Origin of the sequence: Vibrio sp. A1-1, from assembly GCF_021728175.1 — a bacterium.
Taxonomy (GTDB): Bacteria; Pseudomonadota; Gammaproteobacteria; order Enterobacterales; family Vibrionaceae; genus Vibrio; species Vibrio diabolicus.
The window spans coordinates 94,773-119,668 of sequence record NZ_JAKKCL010000008.1 but is presented as its reverse complement, the minus strand read 5'-3'; the positions used below and the strand labels follow the sequence as shown (position 1 = coordinate 119,668).

Here is a 24,896-nt window from a genome sequence, read left to right as displayed (position 1 = left end):
ATGACAATCCAACATACACAAGACTTAGCTCAGATTCGCGCCATGGTGCCAGAGATGCGCCGCGTGAAATCCATCCACTTCATCGGTATTGGTGGTGCGGGCATGAGCGGCATTGCAGAAGTGCTGTTGAATGAAGGCTATCAAATCACGGGTTCTGACTTATCAGAAAACCCTGTGACAGAGCGTTTAGTATCAAAAGGTGCGACGGTATTTATCGGGCACCAAGCTAGCAATGTTGAAAAAGCCAGTGTGGTTGTGGTTTCAACCGCTATCAACGAAGAAAACCCAGAAGTGATGGCTGCGCGGGAGTTACGTATACCTATTGTACGTCGTGCTGAGATGCTCGCTGAGTTGATGCGCTTCCGTCATGGTATTGCCGTTGCGGGCACGCACGGTAAAACGACGACGACGGCACTCGTGACACAAATTTATTCTGAAGCCGGTCTTGATCCAACGTTTGTAAACGGCGGCTTGGTGAAAAGCGCAGGTACAAATGCTCGTTTAGGCTCGAGTCGTATTCTAATTGCTGAGGCGGATGAGAGCGACGCGTCATTCCTGCACCTGCAACCAATGGTAAGTATCGTCACTAATATTGAAGCCGATCATATGGATACTTATGGGGGTGACTTTGAAACGTTAAAGCAAACCTTCATTGATTTTCTACACAATCTACCGTTCTACGGCCAAGCTATTGTTTGTATTGATGATCCTGTGGTTCGAGAGTTAATCCCACGTATTAGTCGTCAAGTGATTACTTACGGTTTCTCCGCAGATGCTGACGTACGCATTGAAAACTATCGTCAAGAAGGTCAGCAAGGCAAATTTACGGTAGTACGTAAAGGGCGTGCCAACCTAGATATCACTCTGAACATTCCAGGTCGTCACAATGCACTTAATGCGTCGGCTGCGATTGCAGTGGCTACCGAAGATGACATTGAAGACGATGCAATTCTAAAAGCAATGGCCGGAACGCAAGGCACGGGACGACGTTTTGATCACCTTGGCGAGTTTGATACCGGTAATGGTCATGCCATGTTAGTGGATGATTACGGACACCACCCAACAGAAGTTGATGTGACCATTAATGCTGCGCGAAGCGGTTGGCAAGATAAACGTCTCGTTATGATTTTCCAACCACACCGTTATAGCCGTACTCGTGATCTATACGATGACTTTGCGAATGTTCTAGAGCAAGTTGATGTATTAATCATGTTGGATGTTTATGCCGCAGGTGAAAAGCCAATTGCAGGAGCTGATGGACGTTCATTGTGTCGCACAATTCGCAGCCGAGGTAAGGTAGATCCGATTTTTGTTCCAGAAATCGAGCAATTACCTTCAGTTTTAGCTAACGTTATACAAGACGGCGACCTAATCTTAACGCAAGGTGCGGGTGATGTTGGTAAAGTGGCGAAACAACTGGCAGGTCTTGAATTAAATATAAACAAGATGCTTGGTTAACATAGATTGTTGGCGCGAAGGACAGATAAAGACTCAGATCTCGATTTTGCGTCAATATCATTGTGATTTATTGCTATCAGTGTTTGATAGTTTACAAGAGCTCAGTATAATCCCAAGGTTAAAGTCAAGACTTTTACCTCTGCGTAATTATGTGGGTAAAAAGTACACGACAAAAGTCAGGAAACGAAGACGTTGTTGAATATTGCACTGAATGACGAGCGACCAAACACGGATAATAACCGTGGTCGCCAAGAGAAAATCTTGGGTGCGTTATTTTTCGTTGTGGTTGTGACCTTAATTAGTTCTGTTTTGTACTCGGCGATCAGTTGGATGTGGGATGACCAAAGGTTACCTCTCTCCAAAATAGTACTTCAGGGAAAACTGGAGTATGTCCAAGCTGACGATGTGCAGGCTGCATTTAGTCGAATAGATCACATCGGTACATTTATGTCTCAGGATATTGATGTATTACAGCAAAGTGTCGAAGCTCTGCCGTGGGTGGCGCATGCCGCAATCCGAAAGCAGTGGCCGGATACAGTAAAAGTTTTTTTGACAGAGCATCAACCTGAAGCCATTTGGAATGGCAACGAACTGTTAGATAAAAACGGGTTTGTTTTTGATGGCGATGTGGCTCTGTTACAAGAAGAAAAAGTGAAACTGTACGGACCCAAAGACAGCGGACCAGAAGTCTTACAGACTTACCGTGATTTGAGTCCTAAGTTTCAGCAATTGGGTTTAGCGATATCGTCTCTGGTATTAAACGAGCGACGAGCTTGGCAAATCATCCTTGATAACGGTATTCGATTAGAGCTCGGTAAAGAGTCTCTTCTTGAGCGTATAGAGCGATTTTTTAAGCTCTATAACAAGCTTGGCAGTGACACGCAAAGAATCAGTTATATCGATCTTAGGTACGATACAGGAGCCGCAGTTGGTTGGTTTCCTGAACAAGAGTTAGAAGAGAGTACAGATGACTAAGGCCGCTGATGACAACATTATTGTTGGTCTTGATATAGGCACTGCAACCGTATCGGCTCTAGTGGGTGAGGTTCTACCAGACGGTCAAATTAATATTATTGGCGCAGGTAGTAGCCCTTCACGTGGCATGGATAAAGGTGGCGTGAATGACTTGGAGTCGGTTGTAAAATCAGTACAACGTGCAATTGATCAAGCTGAATTGATGGCCGAGTGCCAGATCAGCCGAGTCTTCATTTCGTTGTCTGGTAAGCATATCGCAAGCCGAATTGAAAAAGGTATGGGCACGATTTCAGATGAAGAAGTGTCTCAAGAAGACATGGATCGCGCTATCCATACCGCAAAATCGATTAAAATCGGTGATGAACAGCGAATCCTTCATGTGATTCCGCAAGAGTTCACCATTGATTACCAAGAGGGAATCAAAAATCCGCTTGGTTTATCTGGGGTAAGAATGGAAGTAAGTGTCCACCTTATCTCATGCCATAATGACATGGCACGCAATATTATTAAGGCGGTAGAACGATGCGGCCTTAAAGTAGAGCAACTCGTATTTTCTGGGCTTGCTGCAAGTAATGCAGTAATCACCGAGGATGAAAGAGAGCTTGGAGTTTGTGTGGTGGATATTGGCGCCGGCACGATGGATGTGGCCATCTGGACTGGCGGTGCGTTACGTCACACAGAAGTATTTTCGTACGCAGGAAATGCTGTAACCAGCGATATTGCTTTTGCTTTTGGTACGCCAGTGAGCGATGCTGAAGAAATAAAAGTTAAATATGGCTGTGCTTTGAGTGAACTGGTCAGTAAGGATGACACGGTTAATGTACCAAGCGTAGGTGGGCGACCATCACGTAGTCTGCAACGTCAAACGTTGTCAGAAGTGATAGAGCCACGCTACTCTGAACTTATGGGACTGGTTAACCAAACTATTGACTCTGTACAAGCGAAATTGCGCGAAGAGGGTATAAAGCACCATCTAGCTGCGGGAGTTGTACTCACCGGCGGTGCTGCGCAAATGGACGGAGTGATAGAATGTGCGGAACGCGTATTCCGCAATCAAGTAAGGGTCGGCAAACCGCTCGAAGTCAGCGGATTAACTGACTATGTAAAAGAGCCGTACCATTCTACGGCAGTTGGATTACTTCATTACGCAAGAGACATGCAGTCTAGCGACGATAGCGATTATAATGAACCTAAACGCTCATCTGTTACTGGCTTTTTCGATAAATTGCGTAACTGGATACAAAAAGAGTTTTAACCTGAGTTGCAGGATAAACGGAGACAACACATGTTTGAACCGATGATGGAAATGTCTGACGATGCAGTAATCAAGGTCGTTGGGGTTGGTGGCGGCGGTGGTAACGCCGTTGAACACATGGTGCGTGAATCCATCGAAGGTGTGGAATTCATCAGCGTCAACACTGATGCGCAAGCACTTCGTAAGACAAGCGTTGGCAATGTTATTCAGATCGGTGGCGATATCACCAAAGGTCTGGGTGCAGGTGCTAATCCACAGGTTGGCCGTGACGCAGCTCTCGAAGACAGAGATAGAATTAAAGATTCCCTAACTGGCGCCGATATGGTGTTTATCGCAGCTGGTATGGGTGGTGGTACTGGTACTGGTGCAGCACCTGTTATTGCTGAAGTAGCTAAAGAGCTTGGCATTCTAACTGTCGCGGTCGTGACAAAACCGTTCAGCTTTGAAGGCAAAAAGCGTTTGGCGTTCGCTGAGCAAGGTATCGATGAGCTGTCTAAGCACGTTGACTCTTTGATTACGATTCCAAACGAAAAGCTGCTTAAAGTACTTGGCCGTGGTGTCACGCTACTAGAAGCTTTTGCAAGTGCGAACGACGTTCTTAAGAACGCAGTTCAAGGCATTGCAGAGCTAATTACTCGCCCTGGCATGATCAACGTCGACTTTGCGGACGTAAGGACAGTAATGTCTGAAATGGGTCACGCGATGATGGGCAGCGGTATTGCTAAAGGCGAAGATCGTGCTGAAGAAGCGGCTGAAATGGCAATTTCTAGCCCACTTTTGGAAGACATCGATCTAGCGGGCGCTCGTGGTGTTCTTGTCAATATTACTGCAGGTCTGGATATGCGTCTTGACGAGTTTGAGACGGTTGGTAATACAGTGAAAGCATTTGCTTCTGACAATGCAACTGTTGTTATCGGTACTTCTCTAGATCCAGATATGACTGATGAAATCCGCGTAACAGTTGTAGCGACAGGTATTGGCAATGAGAAAAAGCCAGATATTACGCTAGTTGCGGGTGGTAAAGCGAAAGTGGCTCCGACGCCGCAGGCTCAACCACAACAGCAAGCGGCGGCAACGCAAGCTGAAGAGAAACCGGCACAAACCTTGCAAAATAATCAAGTGCAAGAGAAGCCACAGGTAACTCCTCAGCCGACAAATACAGTTTCTTCTTCTCCAGCATCGTCGAGCCAAAGCTCTGCGGCTCCGAAGCAAGAGAAGGAAAGTGGTTATTTAGATATCCCGGCATTTTTGCGTCGTCAGGCTGATTAATCTTTAATCCATAAATTTGACATGGTTCAAAATTATGGTAGCATTCACGGTCGACGTTACAGACGGCCGTGTTTTGTAGCAAATTTTTGAGAGGCAAGCAGATGATCAGACAACGTACTCTGAAAGAAATAGTGAAAACAACTGGTGTGGGCCTCCACTCTGGTCGTAAAGTCACGCTTACTCTGCGCCCGGCTGCTGCAAATACAGGTATCATTTACCGTCGTACAGATGTAAACCCACCTGTAGATTTTCCAGCTGATCCAGCTTCTGTTCGTGACACCATGCTATGTACTGCTTTGGTAAACGACGAAGGTGTGCGTATTTCAACTGTAGAACACTTGAATGCGGCACTTGCTGGTATGGGCATCGACAACATTGTTGTCGAAGTAGACGCACCTGAAATTCCAATTATGGATGGTAGTGCTAGCCCATTTGTATACTTGCTACAACAAGCAGGTATAGAAACGCAAAATGCGCCAAAACGTTTCATCCGTATTAAAAAGCCAGTTCGTTTTGAAGATGGCGATAAATGGGCAGAGTTTGTACCATTTAACGGCTTCCGCATGGACTTCGAAATTGAATTTAATCACCCTGCTATTGAGTCAGACGAACAGCGCTTGCTGTTTGATTTCTCCTCAAAAGGCTTCGTTCGTGAAATTTCTCGTGCACGTACGTTTGGCTTTATGCGTGATATCGAATATCTACAGTCTCAAAACCTAGTTTTGGGTGGTAGTTTCGACAATGCTATCGTATTGGATGATTACCGTATTCTTAACGAAGAAGGTCTACGCTTTGAAAATGAGTTTGTGACTCACAAAGTGTTGGATGCGATTGGTGACCTTTACATGTGTGGTCACCCAATCATCGGTGAATTTAGCGCCTTTAAATCAGGGCACGGTTTGAACAACCAACTTCTGCGAGCTGTTCTTGCTGATCAAGAAGCCTGGGAGTGGACTACATTCGAAGAAGAAGTCGGCTCACCAGTAGCATTCGCTGAACCAAATATGGTGCTTGCGTAAATACTCGGCATTAAAATTAATAAAAAACCAGGCTTATGCCTGGTTTTTTGCTATTTGGCTTTAATCTTGGGCTTATTAATAGCATTCGAGCTTTTCAGCATATTGAAATAACGGTTACTTACGGTCTTTCTTTTCTGCCATATCGGCCAATCGCTTTAAACGCTCTTGAATTTTAGGCGGTGCCATGTCGGCAATCGTCATCAATGACTTTGCTGCAGATTCTGTTAATGGTGGACGTTTAGGTCTGTCGTCTTGTTCGAAACGATTTCTGTATAATGATGGATTGATCCTCACTTCAACGCTCATCAGTTTGGCAAAGCCTTGAGTACGAAGTTTATTTAGGATCATGAGGCGATCGTAATCGATCTTCATTTTGATCGCGGCACTAGAAACATCGATCAATAGGTGGCCGTTACGAACATTCGCCACCCGGCAATGATCGGCCGTCCCTGTGGGTAAGATCTCTTGCAAAGCTTGGTTAAGCTGTAAGATTTCTCCAGCATGTTCTTGAATCTGCTTGAACTGTGATTCAGCAATAACATCTTCAGTCGAGGTTGGACGGTGATCACGCATAGGTAAAATCTAATTTTGTTGAGATATCAGCTATTCTAGAGCAGCTTTCTATCAAGGTATAGTTTACATTAACGTCTTTCGCTTCAGTTTTACAATGTAGCAAGGTAAAAAGCAAAGTCTGCTCTGAATAAATTACACATATTGTGGTATGCAATATCGTCTAATCAGTCACCACTTTAAGTAAAAACTTCAGAGTGCTTCAAACAAATACGTCTATTTATGGTTGTATCGATGAAAAATCCTTACACTAAGCCACATTGTTTCGAAACTTAGCCTTGAAATATGGATGTTTGAACTCAATATCTTTGATAAATGATTTATCTCAGTATTCTTAGTTCCAAACTGGCAGAGACTGAAGGCATTATGAGTAGATCGGGAACGGTCTGATTAAAGAGAGATTCACGAAAAATGATAACTAAGCTACTGACAAAAGTGATTGGCAGTCGCAACGACCGAACACTGCGCCGCCTTAGAAAAATTGTAAAAGAAATTAATAACTACGAGCCAACATTCGAAGCTCTAAGTGATGAAGAGTTAAAAGCAAAGACGGTTGAGTTCCGTGAGCGCCTAGAGAAAGGTGAAACTCTTGATAAACTACTTCCTGAAGCTTTTGCTACGGTTCGTGAAGCATCTAAGCGTGTCTACGGCATGCGTCACTTCGACGTTCAGCTTATCGGTGGTATGGTTCTAAATGCGGGTCAAATTGCGGAGATGCGTACAGGTGAAGGTAAAACGCTGACTGCAACGCTTCCAGCTTACTTAAATGCTCTTGCTGGTAAAGGCGTTCACATCGTAACAGTGAACGATTATCTAGCTAAACGTGATGCTGAGACGAACCGCCCTCTATTTGAATTTTTAGGTATGACCGTTGGCGTAAACGTGCCAAACATGCCTCCTCAAGAGAAAAAAGAAGCGTACCAAGCTGACATTCTATACGGAACCAACAATGAATTTGGTTTTGACTACCTTCGTGACAATATGGCTTTCCGTAGCGAAGACCGTGTACAGCGTGATCGCTTCTTTGCTGTTGTCGATGAGGTGGACTCAATCCTAATTGATGAAGCTCGTACTCCTTTGATCATTTCTGGTCCTGCTGAAGATAGCTCTGAGCTATACACTCGAATCAACCTTTTGATCCCGCATCTGAAAAAGCAAGATAAAGAAGACTCTGAAGAATACCGTGGTGATGGTCACTACACTGTTGATGAAAAATCAAAGCAAGTATACCTAACAGAAACAGGTCAAGAATACGTTGAAGAACTGTTGGTGAAAAACGGTCTGATGGAGGAAGGGGATACACTTTACTCTCCGGCTAACATCAGCATGTTGCATCACGTGAATGCTGCTTTGCGTGCTCATGTGTTATTCGAGCGTAACGTTGATTACATCGTTACTGATGAAGGCGAAGTGGTCATCGTTGATGAACACACTGGTCGTACAATGCCAGGTCGTCGTTGGTCTGAAGGTCTTCACCAAGCAGTAGAAGCGAAAGAAGGCGTTAAGATCCAAAACGAAAACCAAACTTTGGCTTCTATTACCTTCCAGAACTACTTCCGTTTATACGAAAAACTGTCAGGTATGACAGGTACAGCGGATACTGAAGCGTTCGAATTCCAGTCTATCTATGGTTTGGAAACGGTGGTTATCCCAACCAACAAGCCGATGATTCGTAACGATATGCCAGATGTGGTTTACCGTACTGAAGCAGAGAAGTTTGCGGCAATCATTGAAGATATTAAAGAGCGTGTTGCCAAAGGGCAGCCAACGCTTGTTGGTACTGTGTCGATTGAAAAGTCAGAACTTCTTTCTAACGCATTGAAGAAGGCTAAGATCAAACACAACGTATTGAACGCGAAATTCCATGAGAAAGAAGCGGAAATTGTTGCTGAAGCGGGTATGCCTGGTGCGGTAACTATCGCGACCAACATGGCCGGTCGTGGTACGGACATTGTGCTTGGCGGTAGCTGGCAATCAAAAGTTGAAGCTTTAGAGAACCCAACTCAAGAGCAAATCGATGCGATTAAAGCAGAGTGGAAAGTGGTGCATGACCAAGTGCTAGAAGCTGGTGGTCTACATATCATTGGTACTGAGCGACACGAATCTCGCCGTATTGATAACCAGCTACGTGGTCGTTCTGGTCGTCAAGGTGATGCGGGTTCATCGCGCTTCTACCTATCTATGGAAGACTCTTTGCTACGTATTTTCACTTCTGATCGTATGGCGAGCCTTATTCAAAGTGGTATGGAAGAAGGTGAAGCTATTGAATCGAAAATGCTTTCTCGCTCAATTGAAAAAGCACAGCGCAAAGTGGAAGGTCGGAACTTTGATATCCGTAAGCAGCTGCTTGAATACGATGATGTAGCGAACGATCAACGTAAGGTTGTCTACGAACTGCGTGACGAGTTAATGAACGTTGAAGACATCAGCGGCATGATCGAGCAAAACCGTGAAGATGTGCTAACAGCGGTTATTGATGAGTACATTCCACCACAGTCACTAGAAGATATGTGGGATGTTGAAGGTCTACAAGAGCGCTTGAAAGCGGACTTCGATCTTGATGCGCCAGTGAAGCAATGGCTTGAAGAAGACGACAAGCTTTACGAAGAAGCATTACGTGAAAAGATCATCAACCTAGCCGTTGAAGTGTACAAAGAGAAAGAGGAAGTGGTGGGTGCACAAGTGCTTCGCAACTTCGAAAAATCGGTCATGCTTCAGACTCTGGATACGCTTTGGAAAGAGCATTTGGCTGCGATGGATCACTTGCGTCAAGGTATCCATTTACGCGGTTACGCACAGAAGAACCCAAAACAAGAATACAAACGTGAGTCGTTTGAACTGTTTGAGGATCTACTAGAAGCGCTGAAAACAGACGTTATTACTGTTCTATCTCGTGTTCGCGTTCAGCAACAAGAAGAAGTTGAACGTATGGAAGAACAGCGTCGTGCGCAAGCTGAAGAAGCCGCTCGTCGTGCGCAAGCGCAACACGCTGCAGCACAAAATCCGCTTTCTGAAGGCGAAGAATCTGAAGAAGGTTCAAATCAACCAATGGTACGTGATGAACGTAAAGTAGGTCGTAATGAACCTTGCCCTTGTGGCAGTGGCAAGAAGTACAAACAGTGCCACGGCAAAATCGACTAATCTGTTAGTCGGATTATTTATCAAAGAGTCGCTTAGGCGACTCTTTTTTTAAATAAATTCTTTGGCTATCAAATTCCATAAGTTTGATAGGTCAGAAAGTTTTTGAGATGTAGAAGCTCGTTGTCACAATAGTAAAGTACAACGGTCTTGAGAGTTAGGAATCCCCATGAAAAGAATTCACATAGTCGCGGCAATTATTTTTAACCAAGACAAATCAAAGATCTTTATTACAAAGCGTCCTGATGATAAGCACAAAGGCGGGTTTTGGGAGTTTCCGGGTGGCAAAGTCGAGCCGGGAGAAAGCATTGAGCTTGCTATTACAAGAGAACTCGAAGAAGAAGTAGGAATTGAAGTTATTGAGCAAGCCCCTTTTGAACATTTGGAATACGACTATCCAGACAAATCACTCAAGTTTGATTTTATTACAGTATCTCAATTCAGTAATGAGCCTTACGGTCGAGAAGGTCAAGAAGGATGCTGGGTTGAAATCAGCGAATTGGGCGACTACACCTTTCCTGAAGCGAACGTACCTATCTTGGAGCGTGTTGTAAAAGAGTTTGCTTAAGCTCGATGAACTTGCTTGTGGTAACCACGGTATGTTGTTAGTTTAAACAGATTAAGCGAAACGAGAGAACGAGAGCAAACCTCGTTATCCAGAGAAGGAGAGAAAGCGCAATGGTTCGTATTGCAATCGCAGGAGCAGCTGGCCGAATGGGCCGCAATTTGGTCAAAGCTTCACACCTTAATCCTGAAGCGACAGTGAGCGCGGGATCAGAACGACCTGAGTCTTCACTTGTCGGCGTCGATATCGGTGAGCTTTGTGGTGAAGGTAAATTCGATGTGCTCTTAACGGATGATCTTGCTAAAGACGTCGATAATTTTGATGTAATCATCGATTTCACCGCTCCAGTAAGCACATTAGCGAATCTCGAGTTGTGTAAGAAATACGGTAAGAGCATTGTGATTGGGACGACTGGCTTCAGCGATGCAGAGCGTGATCTTATCGATGAAGCAGCCAAGCAAGTGCCTGTTGTGATGGCGCCAAATTATTCTGTAGGCGTAAACCTTGTCTTTAAGCTTCTTGAGAAAGCGGCCAAAGTGATGGGGGATTACTGTGATATCGAGATTGTTGAAGCACACCATCGCCATAAAGTTGATGCCCCCTCTGGTACCGCTATCGGAATGGGAGAAGCTATTGCTGGTGCGATGGGTAATAAGCTGAATGATGTAGCTGTCTATGCCCGAGAAGGCATTACTGGTGAAAGAACAAAAGATGAGATCGGCTTTGCTACGATTCGCGCTGGCGATATCGTCGGTGAGCATACAGCTATGTTTGCTGATATCGGGGAACGAGTGGAAATAACGCACAAAGCGACTGATCGCATGACGTTTGCTAATGGGGCCGTAAAGGCTGCCGTTTGGTTGAGTGCTAAACCTGCGGGCTTTTATACCATGACAGATGTTTTGGGATTGAATGAACTCTAAATACATAATTATTCGCCGGCGCTAGCCGGCTTTTTTATATCTATAGAATTATTTGTAAATAAAATGATTCTGATAGAGAAGATTTTAGCACTTACTTTTGTTGTGTTTTTATCTGTTTTGGTTTTGTTTTTGGGTGTAACCGTTAAAAGTGTTCCTGTTTTTGTCTTAGTGAACGTTTGCGTTAAAAACTCATAATTTTTTGTGATCCCTAAAAAGTTCAAATTTGTAAAATTCATTAAACCTCTATCCCTCCCTATGTAATAGCATTCAAAAGTTGTCTTTTTGAGCCTTACTGATTCGAAATGACCTTACTCGCTAGAAATTGATAATTTATTTTTGATTGTAGGTTGACAGGTTTCCAGTCCAACTTTAGAATACCGCCAATTTGTCTGAAATACCTATTTATGTAGATTTTATAGGTAAAGGAAGGCATGTTTGCAGTTTGATTTATTTTTTTTGCATTTTTATTCTGGAGGTTGTCTTGGGTAAATTAGCACTGTTAGTCCTAGAAGATGGGACAGTGTTCCACGGAGTGTCCATCGGGGCAGATGGTATTTCCGTTGGTGAAGTCGTTTTTAATACCTCGATGACGGGGTATCAAGAAATCCTCACTGATCCTTCCTATTCTCAGCAAATCGTCACCCTTACTTATCCTCACATTGGCAATACCGGAACCACTTCCGAAGATGAAGAGTCCTCTTCCATTCATGCACAAGGCCTTGTGATTCGCGATCTTCCTCTTATCGCTTCTAACTTCCGTAATGAACAATCCCTCTCTGATTACCTTAAGTCTCAAAATATCGTTGGCATCGCTGATATTGATACGCGAAAGCTCACTCGTATCTTGCGTGAAAAAGGTGCTCAAAACGGTTGTATTGTTGCGGGTAATAACCTAGATGAAGCTTTGGCTCTAGCGAAAGCAAAAGAATTCCCAGGCTTAAAAGGAATGGACCTTGCGAAAGAAGTTACAACGAAAGAAGCGTATCAATGGAAACAAGGTTCGTGGACGCTTGAAGGTGGACTTCCAGAGGCGAAAGATGACAGCGAGCTGCCATACCACGTCGTTGCTTACGACTTCGGCGCAAAACGCAACATCCTACGAATGTTGGTTGACCGCGGTTGCCGCTTAACGGTTGTTCCTGCTGAAACGTCAGCGGAAGAAGTGCTTGCGATGAACCCGGACGGTGTTTTCCTATCAAATGGCCCTGGTGATCCAGAACCATGTACTTACGCGATTGAAGCGACAAAAGTGTTCCTAGAAAAAGGCTTACCTATCTTCGGTATCTGTTTAGGTCACCAAATCCTTGCGTTAGCGTCAGGTGCACAAACCGTGAAAATGAAGTTTGGTCACCATGGTGCAAACCACCCAGTAAAAGATTTAGAGCGTAACGTTGTTATGATCACTTCGCAAAACCACGGCTTTGCGGCAGATGAAGCAACGTTACCGGAAAACTTACGTGCTACTCACGTATCGTTATTTGATGGCTCTTTGCAAGGTATTCACCGCACAGACAAGCCAGCATTTAGCTTCCAAGGTCACCCAGAAGCTAGCCCAGGTCCACATGACGCGGCACCGCTATTTGACCACTTTATCGAACTAATCAAAAAACACAGCGCTTAATTCGGAGTAGTAGATAATGCCAAAACGTACTGACATTCAAAGTATTCTAATTCTTGGTGCTGGTCCGATTGTTATCGGTCAGGCATGTGAGTTTGACTACTCTGGCGCACAAGCCTGTAAAGCACTTCGTGAAGAAGGCTACCGAGTTATTCTGGTTAACTCGAACCCAGCAACGATCATGACTGACCCAGAGATGGCTGATGCGACTTACATCGAGCCAATCCAATGGGAAGTGGTACGCAAGATCATTGAAAAAGAGCGTCCAGATGCAGTTTTGCCAACCATGGGTGGCCAGACTGCACTTAACTGTGCGTTAGACTTAGAGAAACACGGCGTACTAGAAGAATTCGGCGTAGAGATGATCGGCGCAACTGCAGATGCAATCGACAAAGCGGAAGACCGTTCTCGTTTTGATAAAGCGATGAAGTCTATCGGCCTTGAGTGTCCTCGCGCAGATACAGCGAAGAGCATGGAAGAAGCTTACAAAGTTTTAGATATGGTTGGCTTCCCTTGTATCATCCGTCCATCGTTCACCATGGGTGGCACTGGTGGTGGTATTGCGTACAACAAAGAAGAGTTCGAAGAAATCTGTCGTCGCGGTCTGGACTTATCTCCGACCAACGAACTTCTTATCGATGAGTCACTAATCGGCTGGAAAGAGTACGAAATGGAAGTAGTTCGTGACAAAGCGGACAACTGTATCATCGTATGTTCAATCGAAAACTTTGATCCAATGGGCATCCACACGGGTGACTCCATCACAGTAGCACCAGCACAGACACTGACTGACAAAGAATACCAGCTAATGCGTAATGCATCGCTAGCCGTTCTACGTGAAATTGGTGTTGAAACAGGTGGTTCAAACGTACAGTTTGGTATCAACCCGAAAGATGGCCGTATGGTTATCATCGAGATGAACCCACGTGTATCTCGCTCTTCTGCGTTAGCGTCAAAAGCAACAGGTTTCCCAATCGCTAAGATTGCCGCGAAGCTTGCTGTTGGCTTTACTCTAGACGAACTACAAAACGACATCACGGGCGGTGCAACACCAGCATCATTCGAGCCAACTATCGACTACGTCGTAACTAAGATTCCTCGCTTTAACTTCGAGAAATTTGCTGGCGCAAACGACCGTCTGACTACTCAGATGAAATCGGTTGGTGAGGTAATGGCAATTGGTCGTAACCAACAAGAATCTCTTCACAAAGCACTTCGTGGCCTAGAAGTTGGCGCAACTGGTTTTGACGAGATGGTCGATTTAGAAGCACCAGATGCACTGACTAAGATTCGTCACGAACTTAAAGAAGCAGGTGCTGAGCGTATCTGGTACATCGCCGATGCATTCCGAGCTGGCATGTCAGTTGACGGCGTGTTCAACTTGACTCAAATTGACCGTTGGTTCCTGGTTCAAATCGAAGAAATCGTAAAACTCGAAGAGCAAGTCAAGGCGGGCGGCTACGCAGGTTTGACCAAAGAAGTGCTTCGCCAGATGAAACGTAAAGGCTTCTCTGATGCGCGCTTGTCTAAACTGCTTGGTGTCGCTGAAAGTGAAATTCGCCGTGCTCGTGAGCAGTTTGATATTCACCCGGTTTACAAACGTGTGGATACGTGTGCCGCTGAGTTTTCTTCTGACACGGCTTACATGTACTCATCTTACGATGAAGAGTGTGAAGCAAACCCAACAGACAAAGACAAGATCATGGTTCTTGGTGGCGGTCCAAACCGTATCGGCCAAGGTATTGAATTCGATTACTGTTGTGTACACGCATCACTTGCGCTGCGTGAAGACGGTTACGAAACCATTATGGTTAACTGTAACCCAGAAACGGTATCTACTGACTACGATACGTCTGATCGCCTGTACTTCGAACCAGTAACTCTGGAAGATGTACTGTCTATCGCTCGCGTTGAAAAACCAAAAGGTGTGATTGTTCAGTACGGTGGTCAAACGCCACTTAAACTGGCTCGTGCTCTAGAAGCGGCTGGTGTTCCAATCATTGGTACTAGCCCAGATGCTATCGACCGTGCGGAAGACCGTGAACGCTTCCAGGCAGCTGTTGACCGTCTAGGTCTACTTCAGCCAGAAAACGCGACAGTAACAACGATGGAACAGGCGGTTGAAAAATCGAAAGAAATTGGCTTCCCATTAGTTGTTCGTCCATCTTATGTACTCGGTGGTCGTGCGATGGAAATCGTATACGACGAGCAAGACCTGCGTCGCTACTTCAACGAAGCAGTAAGCGTATCGAACGAGTCTCCAGTTCTACTAGACCGTTTCTTGGATGATGCAACCGAAGTTGATATTGATGCTATCTGTGACGGTGAACGCGTCGTTATCGGCGGTATCATGGAACACATCGAACAAGCGGGTGTTCACTCTGGTGACTCTGCATGTTCACTGCCTGCATACACGCTAAGTCAGGAAATTCAAGACAAGATGCGTGAGCAAGTTGAGAAGTTGGCGTTCGAACTCGGTGTACGCGGTTTGATGAACACGCAGTTTGCTGTGAAAGACAACGACGTTTACCTAATCGAAGTGAACCCTCGTGCTGCTCGTACGGTACCATTCGTATCGAAAGCGACAGGTGCACCTCTAGCGAAAATCGCTGCACGTGTAATGGCGGGTCAATCTCTAGAGTCACAAGGATTTACTAAAGAGATTATCCCTCCTTACTACTCAGTGAAAGAAGTGGTTCTGCCGTTCAACAAATTCCCTGGTGTTGACCCTCTATTGGGCCCAGAAATGCGCTCAACAGGTGAAGTAATGGGTGTTGGTGCAACGTTCGCAGAAGCTTACGCGAAAGCAGAGCTAGGTTGTGGTGCAGTTTACCCTGAAGGTGGTCGTGCGCTACTGTCTGTACGTGAAGGCGATAAAGAGCGTGTTGTTGACCTAGCTTCTAAGCTAGTGAAACTGGGTTACCAGTTGGATGCGACACACGGTACTGCTGTGATTCTGGGCGAAGCGGGTATCAACCCACGCTTGGTAAACAAAGTACACGAAGGTCGTCCACACATTCTTGACCGCATCAAGAACAACGAATACACCTACATCGTAAACACGGCAGCTGGTCGTCAAGCGATTGAAGATTCGAAAGTTCTACGCCGCGGTGCACTGGCAGAAAAAGTGAACTACACAACGACACTGAACGCAGCGTTCGCTACATGTATGTCTCACACTGCAGACGCAAAAGCATCAGTAACTTCGGTTCAAGAGTTACACGCTAAAGTGAAAGCGAGTCTAGACGCGTAACAGATAAAAATCAGTAAGCTCGTTAGTCAGGGCTTACATGACAACCTCATTGCCCGCTCATTTGAGCGGGCTTTTTTATATCGAGGTTTTTCTAAAATGAAGAGTATTAAAATGTGCTAGGAACGATTGGTATGCTTCGCTTTTGAAGAGCATCAAGCTAATTATGGCAAGCAATGTTCCTAAAGATGAAGAAATAGTACTACCACTTGCTACAACAAAGTTGATACTGCAGGTAAGAATGATAAAAGAGATAGTGATTAAGTTTATTTTTGCAGCAATACTTAATCCTTTGCTTATTGTCAGGATGTTTGGAATGCATACAACAACAACCGTAATAGCTCCCAATGTAAGAAGGTACGTATCTAGATCAATGTGTTGAGTAAAAGAAAACCAGTCATTCCAAATGCTTAAGCTAATAGTCAGACCAATAGTCAATGCCAAGTATAAACATACACTTATTGAGATGTTCGCTATGCTAATTGAATTTTTTCTCAAATTTTAATTTCTTTTATGTAACATAAATTGAAGTTTATTTTTTGAAAATATAAACCTTATCTTGTAGCCAGGAGTCTTCTTTATCAATTGAAACAGAGTAACCCTGATTTGTTAAGTGTTTTTTAGTGAGAAACACAAATGCACTTGGTGCTATAATTGTTATAATTGAAAAAGAGATTATAACTTTAATGAACATGCCTTCTTTCTTATATGATAATTTTCTTTTTTTTAAAAACACAGTAATTAAAAGAATAAATATAGATATAAATACCCAGCTTCCAAATAACCCATAAAATGATCCCTGAGAAATTTCTATAATACGTTCTTCGTTATATATGTCTTTTATGTTATTTATGGTATCGTTGTAAAAAAAATAAATGCATAACAATCCTAGAGAAAGGAATAACAGTGATGTTAAAAATGTTGATGTTAGATCTAGGTTGTCTTCTTTTTTCATAAAAACATTCCATTTTTTATATATGTAGAACCAATTAAATTTTTTATTCTTGCTTCTTCTTGATTTATTTCATTTTTTATTGATTCATCTAGTTTTTTCTCTAATGTTAATTTGAATTTTTTTGTTATATTATGCTTTTTATCTATATGATTTAATATGCTCCCAATAACCAAGCTTATACCTATAGCTAAAAATAATGGGCCAGAAGTTAGAGCGAAAATAGTAGTAGCTCCAGAAATTCCTTTTACAGCAATTGCAGCAATTGCGGATGAAATTCCTAACTTTAGGATGTCACTAGTTATTGTGCCAAACAAACTCAGTAATGTTGATTTATTCTTTTCCGAAAAGAAGTGTTCCATTGCTCTAAAAGAGCTTACTAGTACGATTGTAATAATTGTTCCACTTTTAATAGACTGGATAGCACTTTTTGGACCTACAGCAAAGTTAGTAATTGTTGGAGTCGGTGCATGAGAACCCAAAGCACTTAACTTTATTCTCAGGGCCGGTGTCCCCGTAAAGACAAAATGTGGTTGGCCAGAATAGTAATTTATATGGACAGGGTTTGTTGCTCCGATTAGATTATTCGCTAGTTTTGTTAAAAATATAAGATCATCGGCTGTTGTGTAATAGTTTGCAGTATTTTCTAGTTTATTTTTGATAACTTTCCATTTTTCAGTAACACCTTTCCTTTTGATGTTTTTGTTAATTAAGTCATCAAATACGCTTACTGATACTATATGTACTTCTTTGGTATTGCTACTTGAGTCTTGTTGTATTGCAGGGTACATCGTTTTCTCCTTGAAACCATAATTTTATTATGACCTTGCCTACACGGCTGACACAATGAAAATACTATTTCATTCGTATCCTTGAGGCATGTATCTTTTTTTTGTGAAACTAAAATGAAAATTTCACAAAGATGAAAATTAGGAATAGATTGGTGTCTTGACTTTCCATTGGTGGTTTTGTGAATAAGTGCTACCGTTTTTCCTCTTTGATGCCTCTTTAAATAAAAAGGATGTGTAGTGGAAATCACGGTTGAGATTTTGTTGGCTCTATTTTTTGTTGCGACTGCCGCAGGCTTTATTGATGCGATGGCTGGTGGGGGAGGGCTCATTACGCTCCCTGCGCTTTTGGCAGCGGGGTTGAGTCCGACTCAAGCTCTAGCAACCAACAAGTTACAAAGTTCGTTTGGCAGTTTCTCTGCTAGCTGGTATTTCGTGCGTAACGGTATTGTCAGCTTAAAGGAAATGCGTTTCGCGATACTCTGTACTTTTATTGGTGCAGCGATCGGTGCCGAGGCTGTGCAGTTTATTGATGCTAGCGTACTCACCAGTTTGATCCCTGTTCTTTTGATAGCCATTTCCCTCTATTTTTTACTCGCGCCAAGTACACGAAAAATCGATGGAGAACCAAAGCTATCTGAAGCGATGTTTGCGCTATGCATTGGTGGCGGGATCGGTTTCTATGATGGCTTTTTTGGCCCTGGGACTGGATCTATTTTTACTGTTTGTTTTGTTGCACTAGGTCACTTTTCTTTGGTCGAAGCCACTGCTAGAACCAAAATCCTCAATTTCACGTCAAACATTGCGGCACTACTCTTTTTTATCTTAGCTGGGTTACCAGTGTGGAAGCTTGGCTTAACCATGGCTGTTGGCGGTTTTCTTGGTGCTCAGTTAGGGGCGAAGGTCGTGGTAAGTAAAGGGCAAAAATGGATTCGTCCTCTAGTTATTGTGATGTCGATGCTCATGGCAACTAAACTTCTTTGGCAACAACATCAGCAATGGATTTTGTCAGTGCTTTAACTCGTTCGCTGCGATATGTGCTGTGGCGCAAGCAGATATGTATTGGTCGAATTAACTGTCTTAGTTCTTCAAAGTCATAGCAGAACTTGGATGTGATATTAAGTGTCTTCAGGATAGATTTAGGAATTAAAGCGGGAGCCATTCCGCCCAAAGCCAGTTGTGCTGCCGCAGTGTATGAATCCATTTCCATCAAAGGCTCAATTCCGTATTTTGACAAAATAGCTTGTTGGTAAGTGTTGGCAGGATTGGTTAAGTCATTGGTCAAAATGGCTTTGGGTAGTTGCGAAAGTGGGTATCTACTGACGATTGAAAAAGGTTCATCAGCGAGGTGAAGGCTCATTAATCCATGATGAGGCGGTAAATAACCAGCACAGAATCCCAGTGTCGCTTTACCTGATTTGACGTTCTCAATAATGCGTGGTGTATGATTGGTCGATATTCGTATGTATTGGTCATGGGCAAAGCGTTCTGCCATGATCACACTAAGGTATCCAGCGACTAAGGTTTCAGAGCAGTCTATCTTGATCAAAGAAGTATCTTCTATTTCTTGCTGATCATAGATCTGACCTCTTAACTCATTGAACGTTGGCTCGATCGTGTTGATGAGCGCAAGGCCATCGGAGGTCAGCTTTATGTGCCGACCACTTGGCTCAATCAATTTTTTTCCTAACTTCTTCTCTAGATTCGAAATGCGCTTACTCACCGCAGATTGACTAATATAGAGTTGGCTGCCCGTGCGGCTCATGGTTTTTTCTTTACTGAGGACAAGTAACGTCTCAATACCTTCAAGCAACATAATAATTAATGAAAGTTAGGAATGGTTGAAATAATTTAGCGAATTGTACAAGAATTGGCGAATCAAATGAGTATAAATGAGAGGAGCCGACACTCAGTCGACTCCATGACCGAATCATGTAATTTGTGTTTAACGATTAATTGCGAAAGTTGGCAGGGATAGATGCCAACGAATAGCACCGAGACGTATAATGAGCGTTGAGATTACACCAGCGAGTAAAGCCGTTGAGTGGTCATAACCCATGTTTACCGCCATCGTATGGAAGATGCCGCCAATAATACATGCCGTAGCGTAGACTTCGCTTCTTAATACCATAGGAACTTCGCGAGCCAGCACATCACGTATAATACCACCACCACAACCAGTAATGACTCCCATGATCACGGCGACCATCCCAGACGCGTTGTAAGCGAGGGCTTTCTCTACACCTATTCCTACAAATACTGCAAGGCCGATCGCATCACAGACGGGTAATACCCACCATGACAGCCGTTTTGGTCTGCGTACAACGAGCATGGTTAGTAGACACGTAACAAATATCACCCATAAGTACGTAGTATCTGTTATCCAAAATACAGGAGTGGCACCTAGCGCCATGTCTCGGATTGTTCCGCCACCAATAGCAGTCACACTGCCGAGAACGATAACGCCGAATGGATCCATTTTTAAACGGCCCGCCAGTAACACGCCAGAGATAGCGAAAACAGCGGTACCGAACAAATCGATCATATAAAGCAGCATGGAGTCCATGTTACTTAGTACCTTTATATAGTGTGAGAAAAAATGGGCGGAAATTGTACGGTATTTGCCACGAAATCGTTAGCGTTTTTGACGAACGCTTTTAAAGTGCTCACACACTTCTGTGATCGCATTTAGTGTGCGTGGGGTTGGGCGGTTAATCCAATCTGAGTTTAGAGACCAGATGTGTTTATTTCTAAGTGCGGGAAGCTCATTGCTCCACTCTGCCCACATACCATCATTACTCATTGCGTGACGAGAAGTAAAAATAACCTCTGGTTGGCGAGTGATGACCTGCTCGATGCTGACCTGAGGATAAGGCGCGCTGGATGCTGCGAAAATGTTTTCACCACCGCAAAAAGTAAAGACTTCACTTGGCCAGTTCTTCCCGGCAACAGTGATGATAGGCTTTTCACTCAACTGATAAAAGTAACGAACTTTCTCGTGCGTGTTGTACTTCTCTTTTAGTGTATTCAGTTGCGTTCTAAAATCTTCAGCGGCCTTTTGTCCTATTTGCGGGGTTTCGCTGTATTGGCTTAGCTGCTCGATATTATTGGCGATATCTTCCAGTGAGCCTGTAGTGGAATAATAGATAGGAATGCCGAACTGTTTAATTTTCTCCAGCTCTTTTGCCGGGTTTCCTGCCGGCCAAGCAATGACTAAATCCGGTTGAAGAGCAATAATGCGCTCTAATTTAATTCCTTGGTAATTAGAGACTCTTTCCAGCTGCTTTGCCTGCTCTGGATAATCACTCATTTCGCTGACAGCAACAAGCTTGTCTCCTAGCCCTGCCGCAAAGGCAATTTCAGTGGCATGCGGAGCTAAACTTACAATGCGTTGCGCTGGTGTTTGAGCGAAGGTCGCTGTCGAAACAAACAGCGTTAATGCGAAGCATAGTTTATTCATCATAATCCTTGATAAATCATTCCTAAAAGCAGACTTTGGATAGCTATCCAAACGAAGACTCGCCAAACGAGCAGCGTATGTATTTGTGAAAGGTGAATAGCCGATGGGGCGATTCGTCCACCGATTTTTGCGCGTTCCGCACGTATACCTTGATAGATAGCAGGGCCGCATAAAGAGAGTTGTAGTTTGTGTCCGATGGTACACAACACCCAGGCGGGCCCGGGTAGTGGCCAAGACTTCGCTTGTTGCTGTACACCAGAAAGCACATTGCTTACGTTCTTTCCTACAGCTAAAAGTATGGCAAAGAGACGAAGTGGAATAATATCCAGAGCGGCAACCAGCTGAACGGCAGGTTTACCAAAGGGCAAATATTGGCGTCGGCTAGGGGACCAAACTCGAGCTAACTCTGTGGCTAGTCGATACATTAACGCACCAATACCACCTGCTAGTGCGTACCAAAATAACACACCGATTACGTTGCGGCTGTATCCCATAATCACAGCTTCTGAGCTTGCTTTACCTATGCCGATGATCGAGAGGCTGTCAGTATCGCGATTAAGGTATGGTCTTAGTAATTGTCGGCACTGAGCTTTGTCTTCTCTCGACATACTTGTGACGAGTTGTTTCGTTAAGGCTTCGCTGTTGCGCCAGTCCAAAGCAATGATCAATAGCACTAGTTCGTATAAAGGCACTTGCCAAACGAATGGCTCCACGGCAATCAGCAAGATCAAGCAAGGCAATAGCATCAAGCCCAATGCAAGACTGCCGGAGGTCAGGCTCTGTGAGTAACTATGATTATTGTTTACTTTGTTGGCGAGGTTCTCAGCTAACTTTCGCCATAAAGTGATGGGATGCGATGAACGGGGGATTGGTAAAATAAGGTGAAAGAGCAGTGCGCCCCACATAATAAGGAGCGCACCGTTGGCATAAAATGACTGAAAAACTTCTTCCATGAATGAGTCGTTTACTTAATGAGTTCCAGCATTTTGAATACCATTTCAGAAGAGCTTTTTGCTGCTAGCGGTAGGAACTCATCAAAGCTCATTGGTGACTCTTTATCAGCGACATCAGAGATTGCGCGCACAACAACAAACGGCGTGTTGAATTGGTGACAAGTTTGAGCGATAGCAGATGCTTCCATTTCTACCGCGATAACGGATGGGAAGTGCTTACGAATAAACTCTTGGCGTTCAGCGGTGCAAACAAATGCATCACCAGTACAGATCAGGCCGCGAACTGCATGAGTGTTTTCCATTTGCGCTAGTGCCTTTTCTGCTAAATCCATTAGCTTTTCATCCGCTTTGAATGCAGCAGGCTGGCCAGCCATTTGGCCAATTTCATAACCAAAAGCGGTCACGTCTGCATCGTGATGACGAACTTCTGTTGAGATAACAACATCACCTAGATTTAGGCTTGAATCGAAGCCACCAGCAGAGCCTGTGTTAATCACAACATCTGGCTGGTATTCATCAAGAAGAATGGTAGTGCCTACTGCTGCTGCAACTTTACCGATACCTGATTGTAGTACGACTACTTCTACATCATTAATTTGACCAGAGAAAAACGTACAACCTGCTTTATTTACGGTTTTGCAGTTTGTGATTGCTTCTTTTAGGATGGTCACTTCTTGTTCCATCGCACCGATGATACCAACTTTCATAACACTCTCTTTCGGTAAATATTTTAGTTGGCCGAGAGTATAGCACTCCCCGTGAGCAGTTTTCTATTTGATGAGCTTAGCTTGAGTGAGCTTTTCTCGTAATTGTTCGGCGCGCTTTCTGTTTACGCCAAAGTCAGAATAGCCCACACGTGACTCTGAGCGAACAATCAGTTTGTCTCCTGCTACTTTTAATTCGAGGTCATCCACGAAGCGCATGATTTTAGATGTGCATTCTATCCGAAGGTAATCACCCTCTTTTACCGCGGTTTTAGCGCCAGGAATTTGAAGCGCGGCTTGCTCAATGGCATCTAACGTTGCGGACTCAGTGAGCAAAAAAGGTGCTAATTGAAACTTGTCTCTTGAGTCCTGAGTTGAAACGCAATTTGGTTTGTCACCACAAGGTGATTGAGAACGATCTGGCATACTGGTGACTCCTTGGCTGCAGGCTGTAAGGCTGAGTAAAGTGATGGAAAGGAGAGCGGCTTTTTTCATTGTATTTACTCTTATAATTTTGCTTCTAATTATATGGATACAAAAGAAAAAGGATCCAATAATAGGATCCTTTTTGTGATGTTAGCTGTGATTAGACTTCTAGGTAATCAAGAATGCCTTCTGCCGCTTTTCGCCCTTCATCAATGGCGGTTACGACGAGGTCTGAGCCACGGACCGCATCACCGCCAGCGAAGATTTTCGCATTGTTGGTTTGGTACATGAACGCTTGCTCAACAGGTGCCTTGATACGTCCCCATTGGTCTAAATCGACACCATACGGTTCCAACCAGTCCATTTTGTGTGGCTGGAAACCAAATGCCATGATCACGGCATCCGCAGGCAATACATGTTCACTGCCTTCCACTGGTTCTGGTCTGCGACGACCTGCATCATCGGGCTCACCTAAAGCAGTTTTTACCACTTTAACGCCCGATACGTTACCTGAGGCGTCGACCTCCACACCGAGTGGTTGCAGGTTAAACATAAACTTCACGCCTTCCTCTTTAGCGTTTTTCACTTCTCGACGTGAACCTGGCATGTTGGCTTCGTCACGACGATAAGCACAAACTACGTTGGAGGCACCTTGGCGAATTGAGGTACGAACGCAGTCCATTGCTGTATCACCACCACCCAGTACGACGACTTTCTTTCCTGCCATATCGATAAAGGGTTGGTTACTCTCAAGATCCATGACTTTGTAGGTGTTCGAAACTAAAAATGGCAGCGCGTCATACACACCCGGCGCATCTTCATTATCTAGACCTGCACGCATGTATTTATAGGTGCCAACGCCCAAGAAAACAGCATCGTATTCATCAAGCAGCTCTTGCATTTGGACATCTTTGCCTACTTCCATGTTCATGCGGAACTCGACGCCCATTTCAGTGAACACACGGCGACGATTTTCCATTACCCCTTTTTCAAGCTTGAACGAAGGGATACCGAAAGTCAGTAGTCCGCCGATTTCTGGGTAGCGGTCAAACACGACTGGCTTAACGCCATTGCGCACTAGGATATCAGCGGCTGCCAAGCCTGCTGGGCCAGCTCCAATGATTGCGACCTTTTTATCGGTCCACTCCACCTTGGACATATCTGGCTTCCAGCCCATTTCAAACGCTTTGTCGGTAATGTACTTTTCTATGTTACCGATGGTGACGGCACCAAAGTCATCATTAAGCGTGCATGAACCTTCACATAGGCGGTCTTGAGGACAAACGCGCCCACATACTTCCGGTAGGCTATTGGTTTGATGCGATAGTTCAACCGCTTCAAGAATACGACCTTCATTGGCAAGTTTTAACCATTGAGGGATGTAGTTGTGGACTGGGCATTTCCATTCACAATATGGGTTGCCACAATCTAAGCAGCGATCCGCTTGTGCAGTCGCCTGCTGCTTAGTAAACGGTTCATAGATTTCAACGAACTCGATCTTACGAACTTTGATAGGCTTTTTCGCAGGATCTACACGCTGTACATCGATAAATTGATAAACGTTCTGGCTCAT

22 protein-coding genes are annotated in these 24,896 nt (G+C 44.2%); 11 read left to right on the top strand and 11 right to left on the bottom strand.

What is annotated here, in order from left to right; genetic code table 11:
• From murC to lpxC, 5 genes are all read left to right on the top strand, one after another.
• Positions 1-1,458 carry a UDP-N-acetylmuramate--L-alanine ligase gene (murC, locus tag L3V30_RS13275; RefSeq protein ID WP_005396442.1) on the top strand — a complete coding sequence of 486 codons (1,458 nt, stop codon included), beginning with the start codon at positions 1-3 and terminating at the stop codon, positions 1,456-1,458.
• Positions 1,459-1,650: 192 nt separating this feature from the next.
• Entirely contained in the window at positions 1,651-2,433 is a 783-nt protein-coding gene (locus L3V30_RS13270) for a cell division protein FtsQ/DivIB (RefSeq protein WP_012842151.1), read from the top strand.
• Positions 2,426-3,688 carry a cell division protein FtsA gene (ftsA, locus tag L3V30_RS13265; RefSeq protein WP_012842150.1) on the top strand — a complete coding sequence of 421 codons (1,263 nt, stop codon included), beginning with the start codon at positions 2,426-2,428 and terminating at the stop codon, positions 3,686-3,688. Before L3V30_RS13270 ends, ftsA begins: the two co-directional genes overlap by 8 nt.
• A 30-nt stretch (positions 3,689-3,718) precedes the next feature.
• Entirely contained in the window at positions 3,719-4,957 is a 1,239-nt protein-coding gene (gene ftsZ, locus L3V30_RS13260) for a cell division protein FtsZ (protein WP_012842149.1), read from the top strand.
• A 101-nt stretch (positions 4,958-5,058) separates the two neighbouring features.
• On the top strand, positions 5,059-5,976 hold the full coding sequence (gene lpxC / locus L3V30_RS13255) for a UDP-3-O-acyl-N-acetylglucosamine deacetylase (protein WP_237309074.1): 918 nt from the start codon (positions 5,059-5,061) through the stop codon (positions 5,974-5,976).
• 114 nt (positions 5,977-6,090) lie between these two features.
• On the opposite strand, the gene L3V30_RS13250 is transcribed toward lpxC, so the two are convergent.
• Positions 6,091-6,549 (bottom strand): DciA family protein, encoded by a 459-nt coding sequence (locus L3V30_RS13250; RefSeq protein ID WP_012842148.1) that lies wholly within the window; start codon positions 6,547-6,549, stop codon positions 6,091-6,093.
• Between the two features lie 408 nt (positions 6,550-6,957).
• Between L3V30_RS13250 and secA the strand changes: the two genes are divergently transcribed.
• The 3 genes from secA to dapB all read left to right on the top strand — a co-directional run bounded on the left by secA (position 6,958) and on the right by dapB (position 11,172).
• Positions 6,958-9,687 (top strand): preprotein translocase subunit SecA, encoded by a 2,730-nt coding sequence (secA, locus tag L3V30_RS13245; RefSeq protein ID WP_237309073.1) that lies wholly within the window; start codon positions 6,958-6,960, stop codon positions 9,685-9,687.
• Between the two features lie 166 nt (positions 9,688-9,853).
• Entirely contained in the window at positions 9,854-10,252 is a 399-nt protein-coding gene (mutT, locus tag L3V30_RS13240; RefSeq protein WP_005396433.1) for an 8-oxo-dGTP diphosphatase MutT, read from the top strand.
• Positions 10,253-10,362: 110 nt separating this feature from the next.
• Complete coding sequence (gene dapB, locus L3V30_RS13235; protein ID WP_006742699.1) at positions 10,363-11,172, top strand: 4-hydroxy-tetrahydrodipicolinate reductase; 810 nt, start codon at positions 10,363-10,365, stop codon at positions 11,170-11,172.
• Between the two features lie 8 nt (positions 11,173-11,180).
• On the opposite strand, the gene L3V30_RS13230 is transcribed toward dapB, so the two are convergent.
• Entirely contained in the window at positions 11,181-11,408 is a 228-nt protein-coding gene (locus tag L3V30_RS13230; protein ID WP_167394135.1) for a hypothetical protein, read from the bottom strand.
• 245 nt (positions 11,409-11,653) lie between these two features.
• Between L3V30_RS13230 and carA the strand changes: the two genes are divergently transcribed.
• Positions 11,654-12,793 (top strand): glutamine-hydrolyzing carbamoyl-phosphate synthase small subunit, encoded by a 1,140-nt coding sequence (gene carA / locus L3V30_RS13225; protein ID WP_046873990.1) that lies wholly within the window; start codon positions 11,654-11,656, stop codon positions 12,791-12,793.
• Between the two features lie 16 nt (positions 12,794-12,809).
• Positions 12,810-16,043: a carbamoyl-phosphate synthase large subunit gene (gene carB / locus L3V30_RS13220; protein ID WP_047009081.1), complete on the top strand. Its 3,234-nt coding sequence runs from the start codon at positions 12,810-12,812 to the stop codon at positions 16,041-16,043.
• A 529-nt stretch (positions 16,044-16,572) separates the two neighbouring features.
• On the opposite strand, the gene L3V30_RS13215 is transcribed toward carB, so the two are convergent.
• Positions 16,573-16,995: a hypothetical protein gene (locus L3V30_RS13215; RefSeq protein ID WP_074192040.1), complete on the bottom strand. Its 423-nt coding sequence runs from the start codon at positions 16,993-16,995 to the stop codon at positions 16,573-16,575.
• The gene (locus tag L3V30_RS13210; protein WP_237309072.1) at positions 16,992-17,783 is read right to left on the bottom strand and encodes a hypothetical protein; all 792 of its coding nucleotides are present in this window, start codon (positions 17,781-17,783) and stop codon (positions 16,992-16,994) included. The genes L3V30_RS13215 and L3V30_RS13210 overlap by 4 nt, the downstream gene beginning before the upstream one ends.
• 237 nt (positions 17,784-18,020) lie before the next feature.
• Here L3V30_RS13210 and L3V30_RS13205 point away from each other — a divergent pair, with 237 nt between their 5' ends.
• Positions 18,021-18,800 carry a TSUP family transporter gene (locus L3V30_RS13205; protein ID WP_005396424.1) on the top strand — a complete coding sequence of 260 codons (780 nt, stop codon included), beginning with the start codon at positions 18,021-18,023 and terminating at the stop codon, positions 18,798-18,800.
• Here the strand turns inward: L3V30_RS13205 and L3V30_RS13200 are convergent.
• The 7 genes from L3V30_RS13200 to L3V30_RS13170 form a co-directional block, all read right to left on the bottom strand.
• Positions 18,751-19,596, bottom strand: a complete 846-nt coding sequence (locus L3V30_RS13200) for a LysR family transcriptional regulator (RefSeq protein WP_237309071.1) — start codon at positions 19,594-19,596, stop codon at positions 18,751-18,753. The genes L3V30_RS13205 and L3V30_RS13200 overlap by 50 nt on opposite strands.
• Positions 19,597-19,725: 129 nt before the next feature.
• On the bottom strand, positions 19,726-20,346 hold the full coding sequence (locus tag L3V30_RS13195) for a TRIC cation channel family protein (RefSeq protein ID WP_054867265.1): 621 nt from the start codon (positions 20,344-20,346) through the stop codon (positions 19,726-19,728).
• Between the two features lie 69 nt (positions 20,347-20,415).
• Complete coding sequence (btuF, locus tag L3V30_RS13190) at positions 20,416-21,240, bottom strand: vitamin B12 ABC transporter substrate-binding protein BtuF (protein WP_012842144.1); 825 nt, start codon at positions 21,238-21,240, stop codon at positions 20,416-20,418.
• Positions 21,240-22,193: a cobalamin biosynthesis family protein gene (locus L3V30_RS13185; RefSeq protein ID WP_193447648.1), complete on the bottom strand. Its 954-nt coding sequence runs from the start codon at positions 22,191-22,193 to the stop codon at positions 21,240-21,242. The genes btuF and L3V30_RS13185 overlap by 1 nt, the downstream gene beginning before the upstream one ends.
• Positions 22,194-22,204: 11 nt before the next feature.
• A complete protein-coding gene (mtnN, locus tag L3V30_RS13180; RefSeq protein WP_005396324.1) occupies positions 22,205-22,900 on the bottom strand; it encodes a 5'-methylthioadenosine/S-adenosylhomocysteine nucleosidase in 696 nt (231 codons plus the stop codon).
• 63 nt (positions 22,901-22,963) lie between these two features.
• Positions 22,964-23,392 (bottom strand): DUF1499 domain-containing protein, encoded by a 429-nt coding sequence (locus L3V30_RS13175; RefSeq protein ID WP_237309070.1) that lies wholly within the window; start codon positions 23,390-23,392, stop codon positions 22,964-22,966.
• A gap of 91 nt (positions 23,393-23,483) precedes the next feature.
• On the bottom strand, positions 23,484-24,896 hold the full coding sequence (locus tag L3V30_RS13170; RefSeq protein WP_237309069.1) for an FAD-dependent oxidoreductase: 1,413 nt from the start codon (positions 24,894-24,896) through the stop codon (positions 23,484-23,486).

What these genes read in the sequence shown, in the direction of transcription:
- mutT (WP_005396433.1), top strand. Translation starts at nt 9,854, where the DNA reads ATGAAAAGAATTCACATAGTCGCGGCAATTATTTTTAACCAAGACAAA.
- L3V30_RS13185 (WP_193447648.1), bottom strand. Translation starts at nt 22,193, where the DNA reads ATGGAAGAAGTTTTTCAGTCATTTTATGCCAACGGTGCGCTCCTTATT.
- L3V30_RS13170 (WP_237309069.1), bottom strand. Translation starts at nt 24,896, where the DNA reads ATGAGCCAGAACGTTTATCAATTTATCGATGTACAGCGTGTAGATCCT.
- lpxC (WP_237309074.1), top strand. Translation starts at nt 5,059, where the DNA reads ATGATCAGACAACGTACTCTGAAAGAAATAGTGAAAACAACTGGTGTG.
- L3V30_RS13230 (WP_167394135.1), bottom strand. Translation starts at nt 11,408, where the DNA reads ATGAATTTTACAAATTTGAACTTTTTAGGGATCACAAAAAATTATGAG.
- mtnN (WP_005396324.1), bottom strand. Translation starts at nt 22,900, where the DNA reads ATGAAAGTTGGTATCATCGGTGCGATGGAACAAGAAGTGACCATCCTA.
- murC (WP_005396442.1), top strand. Translation starts at nt 1, where the DNA reads ATGACAATCCAACATACACAAGACTTAGCTCAGATTCGCGCCATGGTG.
- L3V30_RS13195 (WP_054867265.1), bottom strand. Translation starts at nt 20,346, where the DNA reads ATGGACTCCATGCTGCTTTATATGATCGATTTGTTCGGTACCGCTGTT.
- ftsA (WP_012842150.1), top strand. Translation starts at nt 2,426, where the DNA reads ATGACTAAGGCCGCTGATGACAACATTATTGTTGGTCTTGATATAGGC.
- secA (WP_237309073.1), top strand. Translation starts at nt 6,958, where the DNA reads ATGATAACTAAGCTACTGACAAAAGTGATTGGCAGTCGCAACGACCGA.
- L3V30_RS13210 (WP_237309072.1), bottom strand. Translation starts at nt 17,783, where the DNA reads ATGTACCCTGCAATACAACAAGACTCAAGTAGCAATACCAAAGAAGTA.
- ftsZ (WP_012842149.1), top strand. Translation starts at nt 3,719, where the DNA reads ATGTTTGAACCGATGATGGAAATGTCTGACGATGCAGTAATCAAGGTC.
- L3V30_RS13200 (WP_237309071.1), bottom strand. Translation starts at nt 19,596, where the DNA reads ATGTTGCTTGAAGGTATTGAGACGTTACTTGTCCTCAGTAAAGAAAAA.
- btuF (WP_012842144.1), bottom strand. Translation starts at nt 21,240, where the DNA reads ATGAATAAACTATGCTTCGCATTAACGCTGTTTGTTTCGACAGCGACC.
- L3V30_RS13175 (WP_237309070.1), bottom strand. Translation starts at nt 23,392, where the DNA reads ATGAAAAAAGCCGCTCTCCTTTCCATCACTTTACTCAGCCTTACAGCC.
- carB (WP_047009081.1), top strand. Translation starts at nt 12,810, where the DNA reads ATGCCAAAACGTACTGACATTCAAAGTATTCTAATTCTTGGTGCTGGT.
- L3V30_RS13250 (WP_012842148.1), bottom strand. Translation starts at nt 6,549, where the DNA reads ATGCGTGATCACCGTCCAACCTCGACTGAAGATGTTATTGCTGAATCA.
- L3V30_RS13215 (WP_074192040.1), bottom strand. Translation starts at nt 16,995, where the DNA reads ATGAAAAAAGAAGACAACCTAGATCTAACATCAACATTTTTAACATCA.
- dapB (WP_006742699.1), top strand. Translation starts at nt 10,363, where the DNA reads ATGGTTCGTATTGCAATCGCAGGAGCAGCTGGCCGAATGGGCCGCAAT.